The organism is Curtobacterium sp. UNCCL17 (assembly GCF_000686685.1).
GTDB classification, from domain to species: domain Bacteria; phylum Actinomycetota; class Actinomycetes; order Actinomycetales; family Microbacteriaceae; genus Curtobacterium; species Curtobacterium flaccumfaciens.
On record NZ_KK366001.1, the window covers coordinates 519,872 to 537,562 of the forward strand.

Below are 17,691 nucleotides of genomic sequence, written 5' to 3' on the forward strand. Positions count from 1 at the left end.
CCTCCCGAAGGAACGACCACGATCACCATGCCCGACGAAGCACCGGCAACCATCGCCGACGCGTACAAGTCCGCCTTCCGCGGGCACCCTGCCGGCGTCGCCGTCATCACGGCCGAAGGCCCGGACGGACCGACCGGCCTCACCGCCTCGAGCGTCGCGAGCGTGGCCGTCGACCCACCCGTGCTGGTCTTCTCGCTCTCGACGAACTCCGGCTCGGCCGGGGTCGTGCTCGGTGCGCCGTTGTTCGTCGTGCACCTGGTCGACTCCCTCGGGGTCGCACTCGCCAAGCGCTTCGCGTCGACCGGCAGCCCGGCCGCCGACGACCCGATCTGGGGCACCCTGCCGTCCGGCGACCGCTACCTGCCGAGTGCGGCGAGTGCGCTCCGCTGCCGACCGCTGTCGACGACGCCCATCGGCAGCTCGACCGTCGTCGTGGCCGAGGTGCTCGACATCATCGTCGGCGCCGACCGCGGCGAGCCGCTGGTCTACCACAACCGGGAATTCCACTCCCTCACCGATCGTTCCCGGCTCTCGTGAGCCGCGGAGCCGCGTCCACAACCCCACTGATCGAAAGGACCTCACATGGCTGAGTACACCCTGCCGGAACTGCCGTACGACTACGCCGCGCTCGAGCCGCACATCAGCGGCAAGATCATGCAGCTGCACCACGACAAGCACCACCAGGCCTACGTGACCGGTGCCAACACCGCGCTCCAGCAGCTCGGCGAGGCCCGTGAGTCCGGCAACTTCGGCGCGATCAACAAGCTCGAGAAGGACCTCGCGTTCCACCTCGGTGGCCACGTGAACCACTCGATCTTCTGGACCAACCTCGGCCCGGACACGAAGGTCCCCGAGGGCGAGCTCGCCGCAGCGATCGACGAGTTCTTCGGTTCGTTCGAGAAGTTCCAGGCGCAGTTCGCCGCCGTCGCGAACGGCATCCAGGGCTCCGGCTGGTCCGTGCTGGCCTGGGACACCGTGGGCCAGAAGCTCACCACGTTCCAGCTCTTCGACCAGCAGGGCAACATCCCGTTCGGTCTCGTCCCGATCTTCATGCTCGACATGTGGGAGCACGCCTTCTACCTCGACTACCTGAACGTCAAGGCGGACTACGTCAAGGCCGTCTGGAACATCGTCGACTGGGAGAACGTCGCCGCTCGTTTCGAGAACGCGAAGTCGCAGCGGTTCGTCACGCTCTGATCCGCGTCGGCGGGTCACCACGGTGACCACCTGACGAACGGGAGGCACGGTGCCAGCTGGCACCGTGCCTCCCGTTCGTGGTCCGGGTGCCGTTCCGGACCGCACGCCGTCACCGGGTCCGCGACCGGTCCTCGGACGCGGGCGCGGTCGCGCGCAGCGCGGGGTCGGCGCCGGTCGTGCTCGAAGCCAGGTCGTGGGCGATGCGACGCAGTGCGGCGTCGGCCTCGGTGTGCGCGCGGTCGACGAGCGCGCTCCACTGGGCTCCGCGGGCGGCCATCACCGTGTCCTGGGCCGCACGTTCGGCGAGGACGGGGTCGGCACCGTGCGCCCGGCACCACGCCCGGATGGCCGCCACGTGGCAGCGGTGTGCACGGCGCTGGCGGTCCCGCCCGTCGAGGGACTCGACCGAACCGAGTTCGAAGGTGAGTCGCGCGGCCAACGCGCGGTGTGGGTCGTCGAGCCCGCCGAAGGCCGCGACCAGGTGATCGGCGAGGGCGTCCGCATCGGCGTCCGGCTCGAGTGTCGCCACCGGACGTGCGGCCGCCAGGTGTTCGACGACGGAGTCGATCAGGGCTTCGCGTGAGCCGAAGTGGTACACGACGGGGTAGGCGCTCGTCCCGAGCACGCGGCCGAGGCCCCGGACCGTGACGTCCTCGATCTTGGTCTCGACGAAGTGGTCGACGACCTTCTCGAGGATCGCGGGTTTGCGGGTGGGGTCGGGCTTCCTGGGCATGGCATCTCCGTCGTCGGGGCGGTGGTCGCGCGACCGCCCACATACTAGCAGCCGGTATTTCAGTGGCACCATGGTCGTCGTGTGTGATCTCTCCGCGAAACCTCCGTTTTCACCGATAGAAACGGAGAAAAACTCGGCTACGGGTACACTGTTTCGGATGTCCATGCCGTACGAGGGCGCTCCGCCGCCGTCCCGGCCCGAAGGGACCCGCGCCGGACGGGTGGTCACGGGCCGTCGTCGTGGCGCCGGAAAACGCTTCCTGGTCGTCGGCGACGTCCTGGACGGTGTCCTCGTGCACACCACCGCACACCGGATCGGGGTGCACGACCCCGCTGCGGAGATCCGCCACCGTCCGACCGGCGCCGGTGGCAACACGGCCACCTGGCTCGGCTGGCTCGGGGCCGAGGTCGACGTCGTCGCCCGGGTCGGGGTCGACGACGTCTACCGCCACGAACGCGCGCTCGAGGACGCCGGGGTCCGCGCCCACCTGCGGTACGACGCGATGACGTCCACCGGGGTCGTCGTCTCGGTCCGCAACGACCACGGTCGCACCGCGATGTCCGACCCGGCCGCGAGCGGGAAGATCAGTGCCGGCGACGTCCCGCCGTCGGTGGTCGCCCGCGCCGACATCGTGCACCTGACCGGGGCCGCCATGCTCGGCGGTGGGGCCGACCGGCTCGCCGACCTGGTGGCGTGCGCCCGGACGGGGCCGGCGCGCGTGGCGGTGGACCCATCGTCGGTGGCGGTGATCGAGACGATCGGTGCCGACCGGTTCCTCCACGCCCTGCGGGGCGTCGACGTGCTCTTCCCCGACCAGCACGAGGCGCTCGCCCTCGGCGGGGGCGACGACCTCGACGCCGCGGTGCGGCGGTTGACGGAGCACGTCCCACTGGTCGTCGTCACGGCGGAGGCCGACGGCGCGCTCATCGGACGCCGGGGCCGCAGCGTCCACCGGGTCCCCGCGACACCGGCGACCGTCGTCGACACCATCGGCGCCGGGGACGCCTTCGTCGCCGGGTTCGTCCGTGCGTGGGCGACGGATCCGGTCCGCGTCGGTGCGGCAGCCCGCGAGGGCACCCGGGTCGCCGCGCGGGCACTCGGCTTCGTGGGCGGTCGACCGCCGGTCTGAGCCGACGGGTTCTCGGTCGGCACCCCCGGGTCAGGGCTCCGTCGGGTCAGTGCCCGGTCAGCGCTCCGTCGGGTCAATGCTCCGACGGTTCGGGGACGACGTTCAGGGTCTGGACGCGCCCCGCGGCGGCGGGCGCGAGCCGGATCTCGACGCGCAGTCGCCCGCAGGTGCCGGGGAGCCACCAGCGCAGGTGCGACGGTGCCGCCGAGTACTCGGACACCGGTGCGGCACCGAGGTCGGCGCCGACGTCCGCGACGGCCTGCGCCACCCCCCGCCGTCGGCGGTCGTAGGGCACGTCCATGGCCACGTTCGGTGTGCAGATGGCGTCCGCCAGGTCGTCGCGCCAGTCGGCCAGGAGGCGCGTCACGGCGGCCTGGGCGGCTCGCGTCGCGCGGGTGGTCGCCGCCACCCCGCTGGTCGCTCCGGCCACGTCGGTGCCGGCTTCCGCCGGGTCGGGTGTCCGAGCCGTCAGTGCCGCGTCGAGCACGAGGTCGTGCGCCTGCTGCGCGGCCGCGGAGACCTTGGCCTGCGTGGCGTTCTCGAACGCGACGACCCCGAGGCCGTCGCGCACGGACCATCGCATGTGCGCGGAGAAGCCCGGGTAGCCGCCGGAGTGCGAGACGAGCTCGCCGAAGCGGTCGTCCTGCTCGACGAACAGCCCGAAGCCGTACGCCGTCGCGCGGGCCGAACCCGGCACGACGGACGACGGGACGACCCGCATCGCCTGCTGCATGAGCCGGCGATCGGCGGGGGAGACCGGGCCGGGTTCCGGCGCAGCGGAGAACGCCGAACCGAGGTGCGTCGCCCAGCGCGCCAGGTCGCGGACGGTCGAGAAGAGCCCGCCGATCGACGAGAACGCGCCGGGGCCCGTCATCGGCAGGGGTTCCCAGTCGCCCTCGTGTCCGCGGACACCGGTGACGACGAACCCGGTGGACTCGTCGGCGCTGAACACCGTGTCGATGAGTCCGAGGGGACGGAGCACGGTCTCGTCGGCGGCCACGGTGAAGGGCCGCCCCGTCACGACGGCGACGACCCGGCCGAGCAGGGCGTAGCCGAGGTTCGAGTAGGCGAAGCGGGTGCCGGGCAGCGAATCGAACAGCAGGCCGCCGCGCAGGACCTCGTCGAGCTCGGCGTCCGAGATCGACTCCTGCCGGTCGGCCCAGGGATCGTCGGTGGGGAAGCCCGCCGACATCGTCAGCAGCATCCGCACCGTGGGGACGGGGGAGTCCGGGGCCGGCAGGGTGACGGCGCCGAACGCCGGCACGAAGTCGGTGATGGGCGCGTCGAGATCGAGCGCACCCCGTGCGACGAGGGTCAGCAGGGTCGCGGCGGTGACGCTCTTGGTGCAGGAGGCGATGCGGTAGACGGTGTCGGCGTCCGGCTGCCGGCCGTCCCCGCGGTCGCCGTGCCCACCGGACGCGACGAGCCCGGAGCGGTCGAAAACGCCCCACACGCTGCTCGGCGCGATGCCCTGTTCGACACGAGCACGGAACAGCTCGTCGACCTGGTCGACGACGGCGGCGACCGCGGGGTGCGACCCGGTCACGATCGCCGCATCCGTTCGTAGGCGTCGAGCGCCCGCTGCCGCGACGCCTTCAGGTCGACCATCGGCTCGGGGCGCAGCTCGTCGGCGGGGACCCAGCGGTGGACGTACTCGCGGTGCGGGTCGAAGCGCTCGAGTTGCCGGTCCGGGTTGAAGACCCGGAAGTACGGGGCGGCGTCGAAGCCGGAGCCCGCGACCCACTGCCAGTTCGCCGCGTTGTTGGCGGGGTCGGCGTCGACCAGCGTGTCCCAGAACCACTGTTCCCCGACGCGCCAGTCGACGAGCAGGTTCTTCACGAGGAAGCTCCCGGCCGCCAGCCGGACCCTGTTGTGCATGGCGCCGCTGTGCCAGAGCTCACGCATGCCCGCGTCGACCAGGTCGAAGCCGGTCAGGCCCTGCCGCCAGCGGTCGAGCTCGGCCGCTTCCGGGTCACGCCACGGGAACGCGTCGAAGTTCCGACGGACGTTGACGGTGGCGATGTCGTCACAGTGGAAGTACTCGTTCCAGTTGAACTCCCGCCATGCCAGCTGCCGCAGGAACGCGGCGGCGTTCTGGCGCTGCGCGGGCTCGAGCCGCTCGTGCAGGCGGTGCCACACCTGGTACGGGCTGATCTCGCCCCACCGCAGGAACGGCGACAGGCTGCTGGTGGCTTCCGTCGCGGGCTCGTCGCGCTGGTCGTAGTCCTCGAGCGCGTGCTCGACGAAGTGCTCGAGCTGCTGCTGGGCGCCGTGCTCACCCGGGGTCCAGGCGTCACGGAGCCCGCCGGCCCAGTCGGGCTTCGTCGGCAGCAGTGCCCAGTCGGCCAGGGCATCACCGGTGACGTCGGCCGCAGCGGGCAGGTCGTCGGGGTCGGGCAGGGGGTGGCGCGGTTCGGGCAGAGCCTGGACGGCGTTCCAGAACGGGGTGAAGACCTTGTACGGCTCGCCCTGCCCGGTGAGCACGGTCCACGGTTCCCAGAGCAGGTTCGCGGCGAAGCTGTGCGCCTCGACGCCACGGTCGTGCAGGGCCGCCTTGATGCCGGCGTCGATGTCCCGCTCGACGGCGCCGTACCGACGGTTCCAGTACACGGCGTCCGCCCCGGTGTCGGCGACGAGCTGGTCGATGACCGTCGCCGCGGCACCGCGTCGGAGGACCAGCCGGGAACCGCGCTCGCGCAGGTCGGCGTCGAGGGCGGTCAGCGATCGGTGCAGCCACCAGCGGCTCGCGGCGCCGATCGGCCGGAGCCCCGGGGACTGCTCGTCGAGGACGACCACCACGGTGACGTCGCCTCCGTGGTCGATCGCCGCACGGATCGCGGGGTTGTCCGACAGCCGCAGGTCGTCACGGAGCCAGACGATCGCGCCGGTCACACCGTCGCCGCATCCGGAGCGGCCACCGGGCGGGTCGTCGACCGCCGGCCCGGTGCGGTGCCGACCGCCAGCCGGAGCTTCGTGCAGAGTTCGGTGAGGGTGCGCAGTTCGGGGTCGGACAGCCCGGCACCGACCTGCTGCGCGATGCTCGCCGCGTGCTGCACGGCGACCTGCCGGTAGACGTCGAAGCCGTGGGGGGTCAGCGCCACGATCACACCGCGGGCGTCGGTGGGGTCCGGCTGCTTCTCGACGATGCCGCGGGCGAGGAGCCGGTCGACCAGGCGGCTGACGCTCGGCTGGGTGAGGAGCAGGTGCCCGGTGAGGTCGCGCATCCGGCAGCGGCGGCCGGGCTGGGTCGACAGGTTGAAGCAGACGTCGTACTCGTTGAACGAGATCTCGTCGCCGGGGAAGTCCGCGTTGAGACTCCGCATCACGGCGACCTGGGCGCGGAAGAGCGCTTCCCAGGCGGCGACGGCGGTCGCCTTCTCACTGCGGCGTGTCTCGCTCACGTTCGCGTTCCCTCCGGTCGTACGGTCTGACCACACTACCGACGGGGTCCGACAGGAGCCGGGCGACATGCACGAGGGCCGGCCGCCTGTCGGCGACCGGCCCTCTCCCTTGCACCAAGAGTTTCCTGCAATCACATTCCGCAGGCGGTGCCACAGCAAACACCGTCTGCACCACCGACTGTATAACGAAGCGGTAACGGCGCGCCAGCCTCTCCGTGGCTGGTTCGCTGCGAGTTCACCAAGAGCAGTCGATCAGGCTCAGAAGAGGTCGGGCGACGGGGTCGACGCGTACCGCACGGCGACGTCCGCGTGGCGGTCGAAGCGGTAACCGACGCCACGCACGGTGCGGACGATCTCCTCGAACGCGCCGAGCTTGGAGCGGAGCCGACGCACGTGCACGTCGATGGTGCGCTCGTTCGGGGTCTCGTCCTCCCCGTCCGACCAGAGGCCCTCGATGATCGCGGAACGATCGACGGTCTGGCCCTCGCGGAGGACCAGGAACTGCAGGAGTTCGAACTCCTTGTAGGTCAGGGGTGCCGCTTCGCCGTCGAGGGTCACGCGCTTCCGCGAGATGTCGATGACGACACCGGTTTCCTCGGGCTCGGGCTTCTCGGCCTGCTTGCGGGCGGCCACCGCGGAGCGGTCCTGCAGGGCGAGCCGGACGACGTCGACGTCACGGCCACCGGAGTGCTCGGCGGCGACGGCGACGGCCGCGTACGTCTCGGACGACGGGACGAGCTGCGCGGTGAGGGCCTTCAGCTGCTCGACCACCGCGGCCAGGGTCGTGCCGGCGGCTGCGGCCTTCGCTTCGTCGATGCCGACGTACAGGGCGAAGCCGCGGGCCTCGGTGCCCTCGGGGAGCGCGCGGTTCCGCTGCGGTGCGACCACGGGGCTCGTCGGCACGGTGGCCGGTCCGGTGGCTGCCGGGGAGGCCGGGCGCGGGCGGATCGGCGTCACGGTGCCGAGGTCGGTCGGGGCCGGTGCGGTGCGGAGCGCGGTGCGGGGCTGGGCGATGGTGAGCGACATGGTGGTTCTCCGGGCGGTGTGGCCGGTGCGCGGGTGGCGCGGCGGCCGGTGTCGAATGCGTCATCCCGGGTACGGCGGTACGCCGATGTGCCCTGCGGTCCTGCTGCGGACCGGGGCCGACCCGGGGGAACGGGAGACAGACCTCGTGACGTGGTGCGCGTCGCCGACGGTGTCCGTCACCCGGGGATCACGCGCTCGCGACGGGGGTGGTGTCGCGGGGGATCCGGCTGGAACGGGTGCCGATCAGGCACACATTCGACAACGCATGACCGGCATGGTCGGCATCATCACGCCGACGGTCCCCACTGCCCCTGCGGAGGAGCACGCCTCGGAGAGGACGCGGGTGGACACGGTTGCAGTCATGTGACGAGTATCTGCGGTATACCAACGCGGTGTCAACCGTCCGCACGGACGGTGCGGTGGGCGCGACCGCACGGGCGTCGGGCGCCACGCCCGTTCTTTCCCATTTCGCACGCGATGGAAGGTCGAATCGGGCGTACCTCGTGGAAAGAAACGACCTGGTACGCCCGGAACGGGCAGGTACGCCCGGAACGGGCAGGTACGCCCGGAACGGGCAGGTACGCCCGGAACGGGCGGGTGCGGCGGGCGCGACCGCACGGACGACAGGAGGCGCGGTGCCAGCCGGCACCGCGCCTCCTGTCCGAGACGTGTCGGGTCTGCGCTACTCGGCCAGGCCGTACAGGCGGTCGCCGGCGTCGCCGAGGCCCGGGACGATGTACCCGTTCTCGTCGAGCTTCTCGTCGAGCGCACCGAGGACGATCGAGACGTTGCGGTCGCCGACGGCCTGCTCGACCATGGCGAGCCCCTCGGGGGCACCGAGGATGCACACGCACGTCACCTCCTGCGCACCGCGGGCGAACAGGAAGTCGATCGCGGCGGCGAGGGTGCCACCGGTGGCGAGCATCGGGTCGAGCACGAAGCACTGTCGACCGGACAGGTCGTCGGGCAGGCGCTCGGCGTAGGTCTGCGGCTCGAGCGTCTGCTCGTTCCGGGCCATGCCGAGGAAGCCGACCTCGGCCGTCGGGACGAGCTTGACCATGCCCTCGAGCATGCCGAGCCCGGCGCGGAGGATCGGGACGACGAGCGGCCGCGGCTTGGCGATCGCGACGCCCATGGTGTGCGCCACCGGCGTGTCGATCGGCGTCGCCGTGACCCGGACGCCCCGCGTGGCCTCGTACGCGAGGAGCGTGACGAGCTCTTCGGTCAGGGCGCGGAACGTGGGGGAGGGCGTCGTACGGTCGCGGAGCACCGAGAGCTTGTGGGTGATGAGCGGGTGGTCGGCGACGTGGACTCGCATAGGGTCGAGCCTAGCGTGCCGCCGACCGTCAGGAGGTCCCGTGGAGGAGCCCGCAGCCCGCCCGTTCGTCCCGGCGATGGAGCGTGCGCTCGACGAGGCCCGACGGTGCCTGGAGACCGACGACGTACCGGTCGGCGCGGTGGTGCTCGACCGCGACGGCGTCGTGGTCGCCACCGGCCGGAACGAGCGCGAGGCGCGGCAGGACCCGACGGCCCACGCCGAGGTCCTGGCGCTGCGTGCTGCGGCGGCGGTGACGGGGGGATGGCACCTCGAGGAGCACACGCTCGTGGTGACGCTCGAGCCCTGCCCGATGTGCGCCGGCGCCGTCATGGCCGCACGGGTGCCCCGTGTCGTGTTCGGCGCGTGGGACCCGAAGGCGGGCGCCAGCGGCAGCGTCTACGACATCGCCAGGGACCGCCGGCTGCCGCACCGCTCCGAGGTCATCGGGGGCGTGCTCGAGCAGGCGTGTGCCGAGCTGCTCGACGACTTCTTCAGTCCGCGGCGAGGATGACGATCGCCTCGGTCGGCGGCTGCGGCCCGGTGCGTAGGACGTCGGGTTCGACGTAGATCACCCGGGCGATCGGCACGGCGCTCCGGACACGCTGCTCGACGGTGTCGATGCCGGCGGCGACGTCACCGAGTCGGCGGTCCCCGTCGACGGCGACCTTCACGCCGACCATCAGCTCGTCCGGTCCGAGGTACAGGGTCTTCAGGTGGATGATCGCGTCGACCTCGGGGCCGTCGAGCACCGCCTGCTTGATGCGCTCGACGTCGGCGGCGGTCGCGCCCTCGCCGACGAGCAGGCTCTTCGTCTCGATGCCGAGCACCACCGCGACCGCGATGAGCAGCGCCGCGATGAGCATCGTGCCGATCGCGTCGAACACCCCGTTGCCGGTGATCGCCGTCAGGCCGACGCCGAACAGGGCGAAGACCAGGCCGAGCAGGGCCGCGGTGTCCTCGAGCATCACGACGGGCAGCTCGGGGGCCTTCGCACGGCGCACGAACTGCACCCAGCTCTGCGAACCCTTCTGCGGTCGGGCCTCGTGCAGGGCGGTGCGGAGCGAGAAGCCCTCGAGACCGATGGCGATGACGAGCACGACGAGGGGGAGCCACCAGTTCTCGAGCGGGTGCGGGTGGGCGAGCTTCTCGATGCCCTCGTAGAGCGAGAAGACACCGCCGACCGAGAACAGGATGATGGAGACGACGAACGCGTACACGTAGCGTTCACGCCCGTAGCCGAAGGGGTGTTCCTGGTCCGCCGCTCGCCGGGCCTTGCGGCCACCGAGCAGCAGCAGGAGCTGGTTCGCGGAGTCGGCCAGGGAGTGCACGCCCTCGGCCAGCATCGACGCCGATCCGCTGATCGCCGCCGCGATGAACTTCACGATCGCGATGCCGATGTTGGCACCGAGTGCGGCGAAGATCGCCTTCGTGCCTCCGGAAGCGCTCACAGCTGTCCCCTTCTCGTGGTCTGCGACACGATCCTAGGCGGGTCGCGTCGGTAGGGTCGGGAGCATGACGATCGACCTGCCCCGCACCGCCCTGCTCGGCGTCGGCTCCATGTCCGGCGCGGTCCTCGACGGCCTGCTCGCCGCGGGACTCGACCCGGCCACCGTGACCCTCACCACGAAGTCGGAGGCGTCCGCCGCTGCCCACCGGGAGCGCGGCCTCGACGCCACCGCGAGCGACACCGACCCCGACGCCAACCGGGCGGCCGTCCGTGGCGCGGCCCTCGTCGTGGTCGGCGTGAAGCCGTACATGATCGCGGACCTGCTCGACGAGGTCGCCGACGACCTGGAGCCCGGTGCCGTCCTGGTCAGCGTCGCCGTCGGCACCACCACCGCGAGCATGGAGGCTCGGGTGCCCGCCGGCGTCCGGGTCGTCCGTGCCCTGCCGAACACCCCGATCGGCGTCGGCCACGGCGTCACCGGCATCAGCGCGGGCACCTCGGCCGACGCCGAGGCCGTCGCACTGGCGTCGTCGGTGTTCACCGCCTCGGGCGAGGTCATCGAGGTGCCGGAGGAGCAGCTCGACGCACTGTCCGCCGTGTCCGGCTCCGGTCCCGCCTACGTCTTCCTGCTGGTCGAGCAGTGGCAGCGTGCCGCCGAGGAGCTCGGGTTCACCCACGAGCAGGCGGCGACGATGGTGCAGGGCACCGTCCGCGGCGCGGTCGAGCTGCTCGAGCGGTCGGGCCGTGAGCCCGCCGACCTGCGCCGTGCGGTGACGAGCCCGAAGGGCACGACGGAACGTGCTGTCGCGGTGCTGCAGGACGCCGACCTGGCGGACACGCTGCTGCGCGCATCGCGTGCCGCGATCGCGCGTGCCGAGGAGATCGCCGCGTCGTAGACGCACACCGCGTCGTGGACGCAGCCACAGTGCGGACGGGAGGCCCGTGGCGGCGCCGCCACGGGCCTCCCGTCCGTCCGGTGGTCGCTACTCGTACGCGGCGAAGCGCTCCAGGTCGGTCTCGGAACCCGAGACGATGATGACGTCGTCCTCGCCGATGACGCTGTCCGGCGTCGCCGGCACGAACGGGTTGCCGGGCGGCTTGATGCCGAGCACGGTCAGGCCGAAGCGGGTGCGGATCACGGTGGTGGCGAGGTCCTTGCCGCGGACCGCACGCGGCGGGAACATCTTGACCACGGCGAAGTCGTCGTCGAACTCGATGAAGTCGAGCATCCGGCCGGAGACCAGGTGTGCCGTGCGCTCGCCGGCCTCGCGCTCGGGGTAGACCACGTGGTTGGCACCGATGCGGGACAGGATCGTGCCGTGCGAGCGGCTGATCGCCTTCGCCCAGATCTGGGGAACGCCGAGGTCGACCAGGTTCGCCGTGATGAGCACGCTCGACTCCAGGTCGCTGCCCGTGCCGACGACGGCGATGGCGAAGTCCTGCGCGCCGATCTGCCGGAGCGCGTCGATGTCGGTCGCGTCCGCCTGCACCGCGTGGGTGACCCGGTCGGACCACTTCTGCACCAGTCCGGCGTCGGTGTCGACGACGAGCACCTCGCGGTCCTGGCGTTCGAGCTGCCCGGCGGTGGCGGCCCCGAAGCGACCGAGCCCGATGACGAGGACGGGAGCGTCGTGACTGATGGCACCGTGCTGGTGCGACGAACGGGTGCGGTCAGCCAACGATCGGCCTCTCCTCGGGACGGCGGAACAGTTGCCGGCTCTGGCTGGCGGCCAGGGCAGCGGCGATGGTCACTGTACCGACCCGGCCGAGGAACATGGTGGCGGCGAGCACGTACTTGCCCGATTCCGGCAGGTTCGCGGACACGCCGGAGGACAGGCCGCTGGTCGAGAACGCCGAGATCACCTCGAACAGCACGCGGTCGAGCGAGTCGTCGGTGATCTGCAGGAGCACCACGGTCGCGACGGCCACGATCGTCGCTCCCCAGAGCACGATGGCCACCGCGACCCGCAGGACGTCGCTCGGGATCCGGCGACCGAAGGCCTCCATGCTCTGGCGGCCGCGCGCCTCGGCGACCGCGGCCAGGAACAGCACCGCGAGGGTCGTCACCTTGATGCCGCCGGCCGTCGAGGCGGATCCGCCACCGATGAACATGAGCATGTCCGTGACGAGCAGGCTCGAGCCGTTGAGCTGGTCGAAGTCGACGAGCGAGAACCCGCCGGAGCGGGTCATCGTCGACAGGAAGAGCGCCTGGAACGCGGTGCGCCCCGCTCCTTCTTCGCCGAAGGTCGTCGGGTTCGACGCCTCGAGTGCTGTGTAGACGACCGCGCCGCCGAGGAGCAGGACCGCGCTCGTCGCCAGGGTGAGCTTGACGTGGATCGGCCAGCGCCGCGGGGTGCGCAGCTGTTTCGTGAGGGCACGGATCACCGGGAACCCGATGGACCCCGCCACGACACCGATCATGAGCAGCGTCAGGAACCAGTAGTCGTGGGCGAACGGGTCGAGGCCGTCCGCGTTCGGTGAGAACCCGGTGTTCGTGAAGGCCATCGCCGCGTAGTAGAAGGAGTCGCCGACCGCGGTCCAGAACGGGATGCCGGCGATGAGCACCGACGGCAGGAGCAGCAGGCCGAGGACGATCTCGATCGACAGGGTGCTCACCGCCACCGTCGCGAGCAGGGTGCCGACCTCGCCGAGCCGGACGGCCTGCCCCTCGGGCACGGCGCCGTGGTGGGTGCGGAGCGGGTTCGAGTCGCCGGCCGCCATGAGCTTCGCGCGCAGGCCGAGCTTCCGGGTGACGAACAGGCCGAGGATCGACGCGAAGGTCAGGACGCCGACGGCACCGATCTGGGTGCCGATGACCACCAGGACCTTGCCGAACACCGACCAGTGCGTCGCCATGTCGACCGTGGACAGCCCGGTGACGCAGACCACCGACGCCGCGGTGAAGAGGGCGTCCGCGAAGTGGGTGCTGCTGCGGTCCGCCGTGGCCCACGGCGTCATGAAGGCCACCGTGAACAGGAAGATCAGCGCGATGAACACGACGATCGCCAGTCGGGACGGCGACGACCGCAGCACCGTCGCGATCCGGCTCGCTCGCCGTCGGCCGACACTCACGTGGTGCGGGATCGGCTCGGTTCGGTCGAGCATGCGTATGCCTCCGAGGACATGGGCCGGGACGGTTCGTCATGGTACATCCGTGGTGCCCCGGCTAGCCTTGCCCCATGGCCGACATCTTCTCCGTCGTGGCGGACCCGACCCGGCGCGAGCTGCTCGGCACGCTGTTGTCCGCCTACGGTTCGGACGTCACCGGCGGGGAGCTCAGCGTCGGCCAGCTCGTCGAACGCCTCGGGGTCAGTCAGCCCACGGTGTCGAAGCACCTGCGTGTCCTGCGCGACATCGGGCTCGTCACCAGTCGCGAAGAAGGGCAGCACCGCTACTACCGGCTCGACCCGGAGCCGCTCGTGCACCTGGAGGACTGGGTCCTGCCGTTCACGGGCGCGGTCGACGCCGACGGCACCCCGGCCACCACCGCGTGGACGCCGGACGGCCAGCCGGTGTCGATCCGCCGGAACGGCACGGCCGGCAAGGCGACCGTCGAGGTGGGCACGGAACTCGGCCGTGTGATGGCCGAGGCGTCGTACCGGGCCACCGCGGCGATCTCCGGAGCGCAGCAGGGCTGGGAGCGCGTCGTCGACCGCAGCCGCAAGCGCTTCACCCGCCGGGGTGACGAGGACTGAGCCCTGCCGCACGGCCGGTGGGCACCGGCCGCGGACTGATCCTGGACACCGGGTCGCACGCGCCTCTACAGTTGCCACTGACCACACAGGTCACACCACTCCCGTGCGCAGCGCGCGTGCGAGCCCCGAAGGCGGACCATGACCGGCAGTTTCGACGACGTGCGCTTCCTCACCGTCGCTGAGGTCGCCGAGATGATGCGCGTCTCGAAGATGACCGTGTACCGGATGGTGCACGCCGGTGAGCTCCCCGCCATCCGCTTCGGCCGCTCCTTCCGCGTCCCCGAGTCGGCCGTCGCCGACGTGCTGCGCGGTGGCGTGGCGGACGTCGGCTGAGCGCGCGTTCGACATCACAGCGGGCAGCCGGTAGACTCGGGCAGGTTGATTTTCCGCGGTCTCTTCGGCCCGGTGTCCGTACATCAGCATCAGTCCGAGCGAGGTCCACATGGGTTCTGTCATCAAGAAGCGTCGTAAGCGCATGGCGAAGAAGAAGCACCGCAAGCTCCTTCGCAAGACGCGTCACCAGCGCCGCAACAAGAAGTAGACCCTCACAGGTCTGCGCAGGTCGGAGGACCTGCACGAGAAGCCCCGGTTCGCCGGGGCTTTCGCGTTCCCGGACTACGCTGGGACCATGCCCGCAGTGACGTTCCTGACGAAGCCCGGATGCCACCTCTGTGACGACGCCCGACCCGTGGTCGAACGCGTCGTCGCCGACCACCCGGGGGTCACCCTGCAGGAACGCTCGATCCTGGACGACGACGCCCTCCGCCAGGAGTACGCGGAGGACATCCCCGTCGTGCTGATCGACGGGCGCGTCCACAGCAACTGGCACGTCAACGCCGACCGGCTCGCACGTGCGCTCGAGAAGGCCGAGGCCCGCGCATGATCTCCCACGTCGTCTCCTGGTCCCTGCGGACCGACGTCGACCGCACCGCGTCGATCGCCCGCATCCGCGAACTCCTGACCGGTCTGGTCGGCACCGTCGAGTCGATCCGCTCGCTCGAGGTCGTCGAGAACGTCGCCTACCCGGACAAGAACCACGACGTCGCCGTCGTCGCCAGCTTCGACGACCTCGCCGGGCTCGATGCGTACCAGGTGCACCCGGAGCACCAGGCCGCGGCAGCGGCGATCCGCGAACTGGTCACGGCGCGGGCCGCCATCGACTGGCAGAGCTGAGCCGGGCCTCCAGTCCGAGCGCTCGTCGCTTCGCGTCGCGCGCTTCGTGAGCAGCAATGGTCGCCTCCCGCATCGGGAGGCGACCATTGCTGCTCACCATGTGCGCGGCGGTGCCGCGCAGCGCGGGACCTACGGGGTCAGGCGCGTCGGGCCACGGAACAGGTACGTGACCTCGCGGATCGACGGCTCACCGAGCATGAGCATCAGCACGCGCGCGAGGCCCATGCCGAAGCCGCCGTGCGGCGGGACGCCGTAGCGGAAGAAGTCGAGGTACCAGCCGAGCTCCTCCGGGTCGAGGCCCTTCTCGACGGCCTGCGCCTCGAGCACGTCGACGCGGTGCTCACGCTGGGCACCCGTGGAGATCTCGGCGCCGTTGAAGATGAGGTCGTAGCTGTTGGTGACCGACGGGTCGCCGGGCTTCCGCATGTGGTAGTACGGCCGGATCGAGGCGTCGTACTCGGTGACGAACACGAACTCGGAGCCGTGGTGCTCCTTCGCCCAGGCGGCGACGCGGCGCTCGCCCTCGGGGTCCAGGTCACCGTCGGCGCGGACGACGTCGTAGCCGCTGTCGGCGACGATCTTGCGCGCGTCGGCCAGGGTCACGCGGGGGAACGGCGTCGCGGGGACCTGCAGCTCGAAGCCGAAGACCTCGGCGATGTCCTTGCCGTACTTCTCCTTGACGGCGGTGATGCCGGCGACCAGGACCTCTTCGTGCATCGCCATGACGTCCTCGTGGGACTCGATCCACGAGAACTCGGCGTCGACGCTGGTGAACTCGGTCGCGTGGCGGCTCGTGAACGAGGGGTCGGCGCGGAAGGCGTCGGCGATCTCGAACACGGCGCCGAAGCCGGCCGGCTGTGCCATCTGCTTGAAGTTCTGCGGCGACTGGGCCAGGTAGGCGGTCGTCTCGAAGTACTCGAGCTGGAACAGCTCGGCGCGCGACTCGGACGCCGACGCCATGAGCTTCGGGGTGTGGATCTCGATGTAGTCGCGGTCGACCCAGTACGTGCGGAACGCGTGCTCCAGCGTCGTCTGGATGCGGAAGATCAGGTTCTGCTTGCGGTTGCGCAGGTCGAGGAAGCGCCAGTCGAGACGCTTGTCGAGCGACGAGTCGTCGGCGATCGGGGTCTCCGGGATCGCGGCGCTCACCACCTGCAGCGCACCGATCTTGACCTCGAGCCCGCCGAGCTTCACGCGCTCGTCGTGCTTCAGCGTGCCCGTGACGTGCACGAAGGTGCCGTGCGCCAGGCCGGAGATCTCGTTGGTGGTCGCGAGCGCGGACTGTGCGGCGTCGTCGCCGTCCTCGGCCTCGCGCGTCGCCGGGTTCACGAGCTGGACGGCGCCGGTCTCGTCGCGCAGCACGACGAACTGCACCTTCTTCTGGTCTCGGACGGTCTCGACCCATCCGGCCACGGAGACGGGACCGTCGGGGAGGGCTGCCAGGTCGGCGATGCGGGTGCGTTCGATCACGGTGGTCGAGTCTAACCGCCTGCGTCCGGGGGCGTGGGCGGCAGGGTCCCTTCCTCCACACGGCCGCCTGCGTCCGGCGTTCTCCACCGAATGCCGGGAGGCCCGTGGCGGCGCGCGTGGACTCCGTAGCGTTCTCGACGTGGCCGGGTCGCGGGACGAGAGGGGGACCGGGTGGGGACGGGGACAGGGGAGCTCGCGACCTGGCCGCCTGCGGCGGTCGCGACGGTCGTCGCGTCGTTGATGGCGCTCGGCGGCACCACGACGGCGACGATCTGGTCGTTCATGCGGTGGCGGCGAGAGCAGCGCGCGACCGAGCGAGCGTACGTGTGGCAACAGGTCGTCTGGGCGGCCGAGATGGTCTCGTCCGACGACGTCGGCAAAGCCGAGATCGGTCGGATGGTCGCTGGAGCGATGTACGACATGCAGATTCATGGACGGGTCGATGATCCGGGTGTGAGTGTCCTGGTACGAACACTCGGAAAAGAGGTACGCGATGCAACGGATGTTCATGCACATGACGGGTGAGGAACGTCGGCGCGCTCAGGTCCGGCTCAACCAGGTCATCCTCGACGCGTACCCGAAACGGAAGGCGCGGAAGATGATCGCCATGTTCGAGCGGGTGGAAGCCCGCCTGGAGTACACCCCGGAAGAAGCTGCCGAGGCAGAACGGCGATGGCTCGCACGGTACGAGCGTTCAGGGGAGCGAAGCGCGGAGTGACCCGAGCGTGCCGATGAACTCCTCGGCCATGCCGGCCCGTTCGACGAGCTTGGCGTGGCGGGCTCGGGCGTCCTCGAGGTACGCGTCGAGGCGGGCCGCCAGCGCTGGTTCGTCCTCGGGGTCCTTCGTCGCGAGGGCGTCGACCACGCGGAGCAGCTCGGCCATCTCGTCGAGGGTGAACCCGAGCGGCTTCATCCGGCGGATCACGAGCAACCGATCGAGGTCCTGCGCCGTGTAGACCCGGAACCCGCCGGTGGTGCGGCCGCTCGGTACGAGCAGCCCGACCTCGTCGTAGTGCCGGATGGTGCGCAGGGACATGCCGGCGCGGTCGGCGAGTTCGCCGATGTGCATCGTGTCGGGGACGTCGCTGGTGCTCACGGAGTA

The 17,691-nt window shown here is 71.0% G+C and carries 23 protein-coding genes; 12 read left to right on the forward strand and 11 right to left on the reverse strand.

Annotated elements, in window-relative coordinates:
• The first annotated feature begins 27 nt into the window (after positions 1–27).
• Both BR70_RS0112335 and BR70_RS0112340 read left to right on the forward strand, forming a co-directional pair.
• Positions 28–537 carry a flavin reductase family protein gene (locus BR70_RS0112335; RefSeq protein ID WP_027466322.1) on the forward strand — a complete coding sequence of 170 codons (510 nt, stop codon included), beginning with the start codon at positions 28–30 and terminating at the stop codon, positions 535–537.
• A gap of 45 nt (positions 538–582) precedes the next feature.
• Positions 583–1,197: a superoxide dismutase gene (locus BR70_RS0112340; protein ID WP_027466323.1), complete on the forward strand. Its 615-nt coding sequence runs from the start codon at positions 583–585 to the stop codon at positions 1,195–1,197.
• A gap of 109 nt (positions 1,198–1,306) precedes the next feature.
• On the opposite strand, the gene BR70_RS22430 is transcribed toward BR70_RS0112340, so the two are convergent.
• Positions 1,307–1,930, reverse strand: a complete 624-nt coding sequence (locus BR70_RS22430) for a TetR/AcrR family transcriptional regulator (RefSeq protein WP_027466324.1) — start codon at positions 1,928–1,930, stop codon at positions 1,307–1,309.
• A gap of 157 nt (positions 1,931–2,087) precedes the next feature.
• On the opposite strand from BR70_RS22430, the gene BR70_RS0112350 reads away from it, so the two are divergent.
• Entirely contained in the window at positions 2,088–3,059 is a 972-nt protein-coding gene (locus BR70_RS0112350; RefSeq protein WP_197019650.1) for a carbohydrate kinase family protein, read from the forward strand.
• Between the two features lie 73 nt (positions 3,060–3,132).
• Here BR70_RS0112350 and BR70_RS20825 read toward each other — a convergent pair whose 3' ends face one another.
• The 5 genes from BR70_RS20825 to upp all read right to left on the reverse strand — a co-directional run bounded on the left by BR70_RS20825 (position 3,133) and on the right by upp (position 8,804).
• Positions 3,133–4,605 (reverse strand): serine hydrolase domain-containing protein, encoded by a 1,473-nt coding sequence (locus BR70_RS20825; protein ID WP_051596884.1) that lies wholly within the window; start codon positions 4,603–4,605, stop codon positions 3,133–3,135.
• On the reverse strand, positions 4,602–5,951 hold the full coding sequence (locus BR70_RS0112360; protein WP_027466326.1) for a cryptochrome/photolyase family protein: 1,350 nt from the start codon (positions 5,949–5,951) through the stop codon (positions 4,602–4,604). The genes BR70_RS20825 and BR70_RS0112360 overlap by 4 nt, the downstream gene beginning before the upstream one ends.
• Positions 5,948–6,460: a MarR family winged helix-turn-helix transcriptional regulator gene (locus BR70_RS0112365; RefSeq protein ID WP_027466327.1), complete on the reverse strand. Its 513-nt coding sequence runs from the start codon at positions 6,458–6,460 to the stop codon at positions 5,948–5,950. The genes BR70_RS0112360 and BR70_RS0112365 overlap by 4 nt, the downstream gene beginning before the upstream one ends.
• A gap of 258 nt (positions 6,461–6,718) precedes the next feature.
• Positions 6,719–7,486 (reverse strand): winged helix-turn-helix domain-containing protein, encoded by a 768-nt coding sequence (locus tag BR70_RS0112370; protein WP_027466328.1) that lies wholly within the window; start codon positions 7,484–7,486, stop codon positions 6,719–6,721.
• 682 nt (positions 7,487–8,168) lie between these two features.
• Positions 8,169–8,804 carry a uracil phosphoribosyltransferase gene (gene upp / locus BR70_RS0112380; RefSeq protein WP_027466329.1) on the reverse strand — a complete coding sequence of 212 codons (636 nt, stop codon included), beginning with the start codon at positions 8,802–8,804 and terminating at the stop codon, positions 8,169–8,171.
• A 76-nt stretch (positions 8,805–8,880) separates the two neighbouring features.
• On the opposite strand from upp, the gene BR70_RS0112385 reads away from it, so the two are divergent.
• Entirely contained in the window at positions 8,881–9,315 is a 435-nt protein-coding gene (locus BR70_RS0112385; RefSeq protein ID WP_027466330.1) for a nucleoside deaminase, read from the forward strand.
• Here the strand turns inward: BR70_RS0112385 and BR70_RS0112390 are convergent.
• A complete protein-coding gene (locus BR70_RS0112390; protein WP_027466331.1) occupies positions 9,296–10,252 on the reverse strand; it encodes a cation diffusion facilitator family transporter in 957 nt (318 codons plus the stop codon). The genes BR70_RS0112385 and BR70_RS0112390 overlap by 20 nt on opposite strands.
• A gap of 64 nt (positions 10,253–10,316) precedes the next feature.
• On the opposite strand from BR70_RS0112390, the gene proC reads away from it, so the two are divergent.
• Positions 10,317–11,147 (forward strand): pyrroline-5-carboxylate reductase, encoded by an 831-nt coding sequence (gene proC, locus BR70_RS0112395; RefSeq protein WP_027466332.1) that lies wholly within the window; start codon positions 10,317–10,319, stop codon positions 11,145–11,147.
• Between the two features lie 87 nt (positions 11,148–11,234).
• Here the strand turns inward: proC and BR70_RS0112400 are convergent, their stop codons facing one another.
• Positions 11,235–11,930, reverse strand: a complete 696-nt coding sequence (locus BR70_RS0112400) for a potassium channel family protein (protein WP_216852501.1) — start codon at positions 11,928–11,930, stop codon at positions 11,235–11,237.
• Positions 11,923–13,356: a TrkH family potassium uptake protein gene (locus BR70_RS0112405; protein ID WP_027466334.1), complete on the reverse strand. Its 1,434-nt coding sequence runs from the start codon at positions 13,354–13,356 to the stop codon at positions 11,923–11,925. Before BR70_RS0112405 ends, BR70_RS0112400 begins: the two co-directional genes overlap by 8 nt.
• A gap of 74 nt (positions 13,357–13,430) precedes the next feature.
• On the opposite strand from BR70_RS0112405, the gene BR70_RS23625 reads away from it, so the two are divergent.
• From BR70_RS23625 to BR70_RS0112425, 5 genes are all read left to right on the forward strand, one after another.
• A complete protein-coding gene (locus tag BR70_RS23625; protein WP_051596885.1) occupies positions 13,431–13,946 on the forward strand; it encodes an ArsR/SmtB family transcription factor in 516 nt (171 codons plus the stop codon).
• Between the two features lie 138 nt (positions 13,947–14,084).
• Positions 14,085–14,279 carry a helix-turn-helix domain-containing protein gene (locus BR70_RS0112415; RefSeq protein ID WP_017888579.1) on the forward strand — a complete coding sequence of 65 codons (195 nt, stop codon included), beginning with the start codon at positions 14,085–14,087 and terminating at the stop codon, positions 14,277–14,279.
• A 109-nt stretch (positions 14,280–14,388) separates the two neighbouring features.
• On the forward strand, positions 14,389–14,487 hold the full coding sequence (locus tag BR70_RS22870; RefSeq protein ID WP_003792170.1) for a 30S ribosomal protein bS22: 99 nt from the start codon (positions 14,389–14,391) through the stop codon (positions 14,485–14,487).
• Between the two features lie 87 nt (positions 14,488–14,574).
• Positions 14,575–14,829 (forward strand): glutaredoxin family protein, encoded by a 255-nt coding sequence (locus BR70_RS0112420; RefSeq protein WP_027466335.1) that lies wholly within the window; start codon positions 14,575–14,577, stop codon positions 14,827–14,829.
• The gene (locus tag BR70_RS0112425) at positions 14,826–15,119 is read left to right on the forward strand and encodes a Dabb family protein (RefSeq protein WP_027466336.1); all 294 of its coding nucleotides are present in this window, start codon (positions 14,826–14,828) and stop codon (positions 15,117–15,119) included. Before BR70_RS0112420 ends, BR70_RS0112425 begins: the two co-directional genes overlap by 4 nt.
• A 129-nt stretch (positions 15,120–15,248) precedes the next feature.
• On the opposite strand, the gene aspS is transcribed toward BR70_RS0112425, so the two are convergent.
• Entirely contained in the window at positions 15,249–16,589 is a 1,341-nt protein-coding gene (gene aspS / locus BR70_RS0112430) for an aspartate--tRNA(Asn) ligase (protein ID WP_027466337.1), read from the reverse strand.
• Between the two features lie 171 nt (positions 16,590–16,760).
• On the opposite strand from aspS, the gene BR70_RS0112435 reads away from it, so the two are divergent.
• Positions 16,761–17,114 (forward strand): hypothetical protein, encoded by a 354-nt coding sequence (locus tag BR70_RS0112435; protein ID WP_027466338.1) that lies wholly within the window; start codon positions 16,761–16,763, stop codon positions 17,112–17,114.
• Positions 17,104–17,307 (forward strand): hypothetical protein, encoded by a 204-nt coding sequence (locus tag BR70_RS0112440; protein WP_027466339.1) that lies wholly within the window; start codon positions 17,104–17,106, stop codon positions 17,305–17,307. The genes BR70_RS0112435 and BR70_RS0112440 overlap by 11 nt, the downstream gene beginning before the upstream one ends.
• Here BR70_RS0112440 and BR70_RS0112445 read toward each other — a convergent pair.
• Positions 17,284–17,685, reverse strand: a complete 402-nt coding sequence (locus BR70_RS0112445) for a MerR family transcriptional regulator (RefSeq protein ID WP_027466340.1) — start codon at positions 17,683–17,685, stop codon at positions 17,284–17,286. The genes BR70_RS0112440 and BR70_RS0112445 overlap by 24 nt on opposite strands.
• Between the last annotated feature and the right edge of the window lie 6 nt (positions 17,686–17,691).

Bases quoted from the DNA above. Each gene is read 5' to 3' on its own strand.
- BR70_RS0112335 (WP_027466322.1), top strand. From the start codon at position 28: ATGCCCGACGAAGCACCGGCAACCATCGCCGACGCGTACAAGTCCGCC.
- BR70_RS0112340 (WP_027466323.1), top strand. From the start codon at position 583: ATGGCTGAGTACACCCTGCCGGAACTGCCGTACGACTACGCCGCGCTC.
- BR70_RS22430 (WP_027466324.1), bottom strand. From the start codon at position 1,930: ATGCCCAGGAAGCCCGACCCCACCCGCAAACCCGCGATCCTCGAGAAG.
- BR70_RS0112350 (WP_197019650.1), top strand. From the start codon at position 2,088: ATGTCCATGCCGTACGAGGGCGCTCCGCCGCCGTCCCGGCCCGAAGGG.
- BR70_RS0112370 (WP_027466328.1), bottom strand. From the start codon at position 7,486: ATGTCGCTCACCATCGCCCAGCCCCGCACCGCGCTCCGCACCGCACCG.
- upp (WP_027466329.1), bottom strand. From the start codon at position 8,804: ATGCGAGTCCACGTCGCCGACCACCCGCTCATCACCCACAAGCTCTCG.
- BR70_RS0112385 (WP_027466330.1), top strand. From the start codon at position 8,881: ATGGAGCGTGCGCTCGACGAGGCCCGACGGTGCCTGGAGACCGACGAC.
- proC (WP_027466332.1), top strand. From the start codon at position 10,317: ATGACGATCGACCTGCCCCGCACCGCCCTGCTCGGCGTCGGCTCCATG.
- BR70_RS0112405 (WP_027466334.1), bottom strand. From the start codon at position 13,356: ATGCTCGACCGAACCGAGCCGATCCCGCACCACGTGAGTGTCGGCCGA.
- BR70_RS23625 (WP_051596885.1), top strand. From the start codon at position 13,431: ATGGCCGACATCTTCTCCGTCGTGGCGGACCCGACCCGGCGCGAGCTG.
- BR70_RS0112415 (WP_017888579.1), top strand. From the start codon at position 14,085: ATGACCGGCAGTTTCGACGACGTGCGCTTCCTCACCGTCGCTGAGGTC.
- BR70_RS22870 (WP_003792170.1), top strand. From the start codon at position 14,389: ATGGGTTCTGTCATCAAGAAGCGTCGTAAGCGCATGGCGAAGAAGAAG.
- BR70_RS0112420 (WP_027466335.1), top strand. From the start codon at position 14,575: ATGCCCGCAGTGACGTTCCTGACGAAGCCCGGATGCCACCTCTGTGAC.
- BR70_RS0112425 (WP_027466336.1), top strand. From the start codon at position 14,826: ATGATCTCCCACGTCGTCTCCTGGTCCCTGCGGACCGACGTCGACCGC.
- BR70_RS0112440 (WP_027466339.1), top strand. From the start codon at position 17,104: ATGACGGGTGAGGAACGTCGGCGCGCTCAGGTCCGGCTCAACCAGGTC.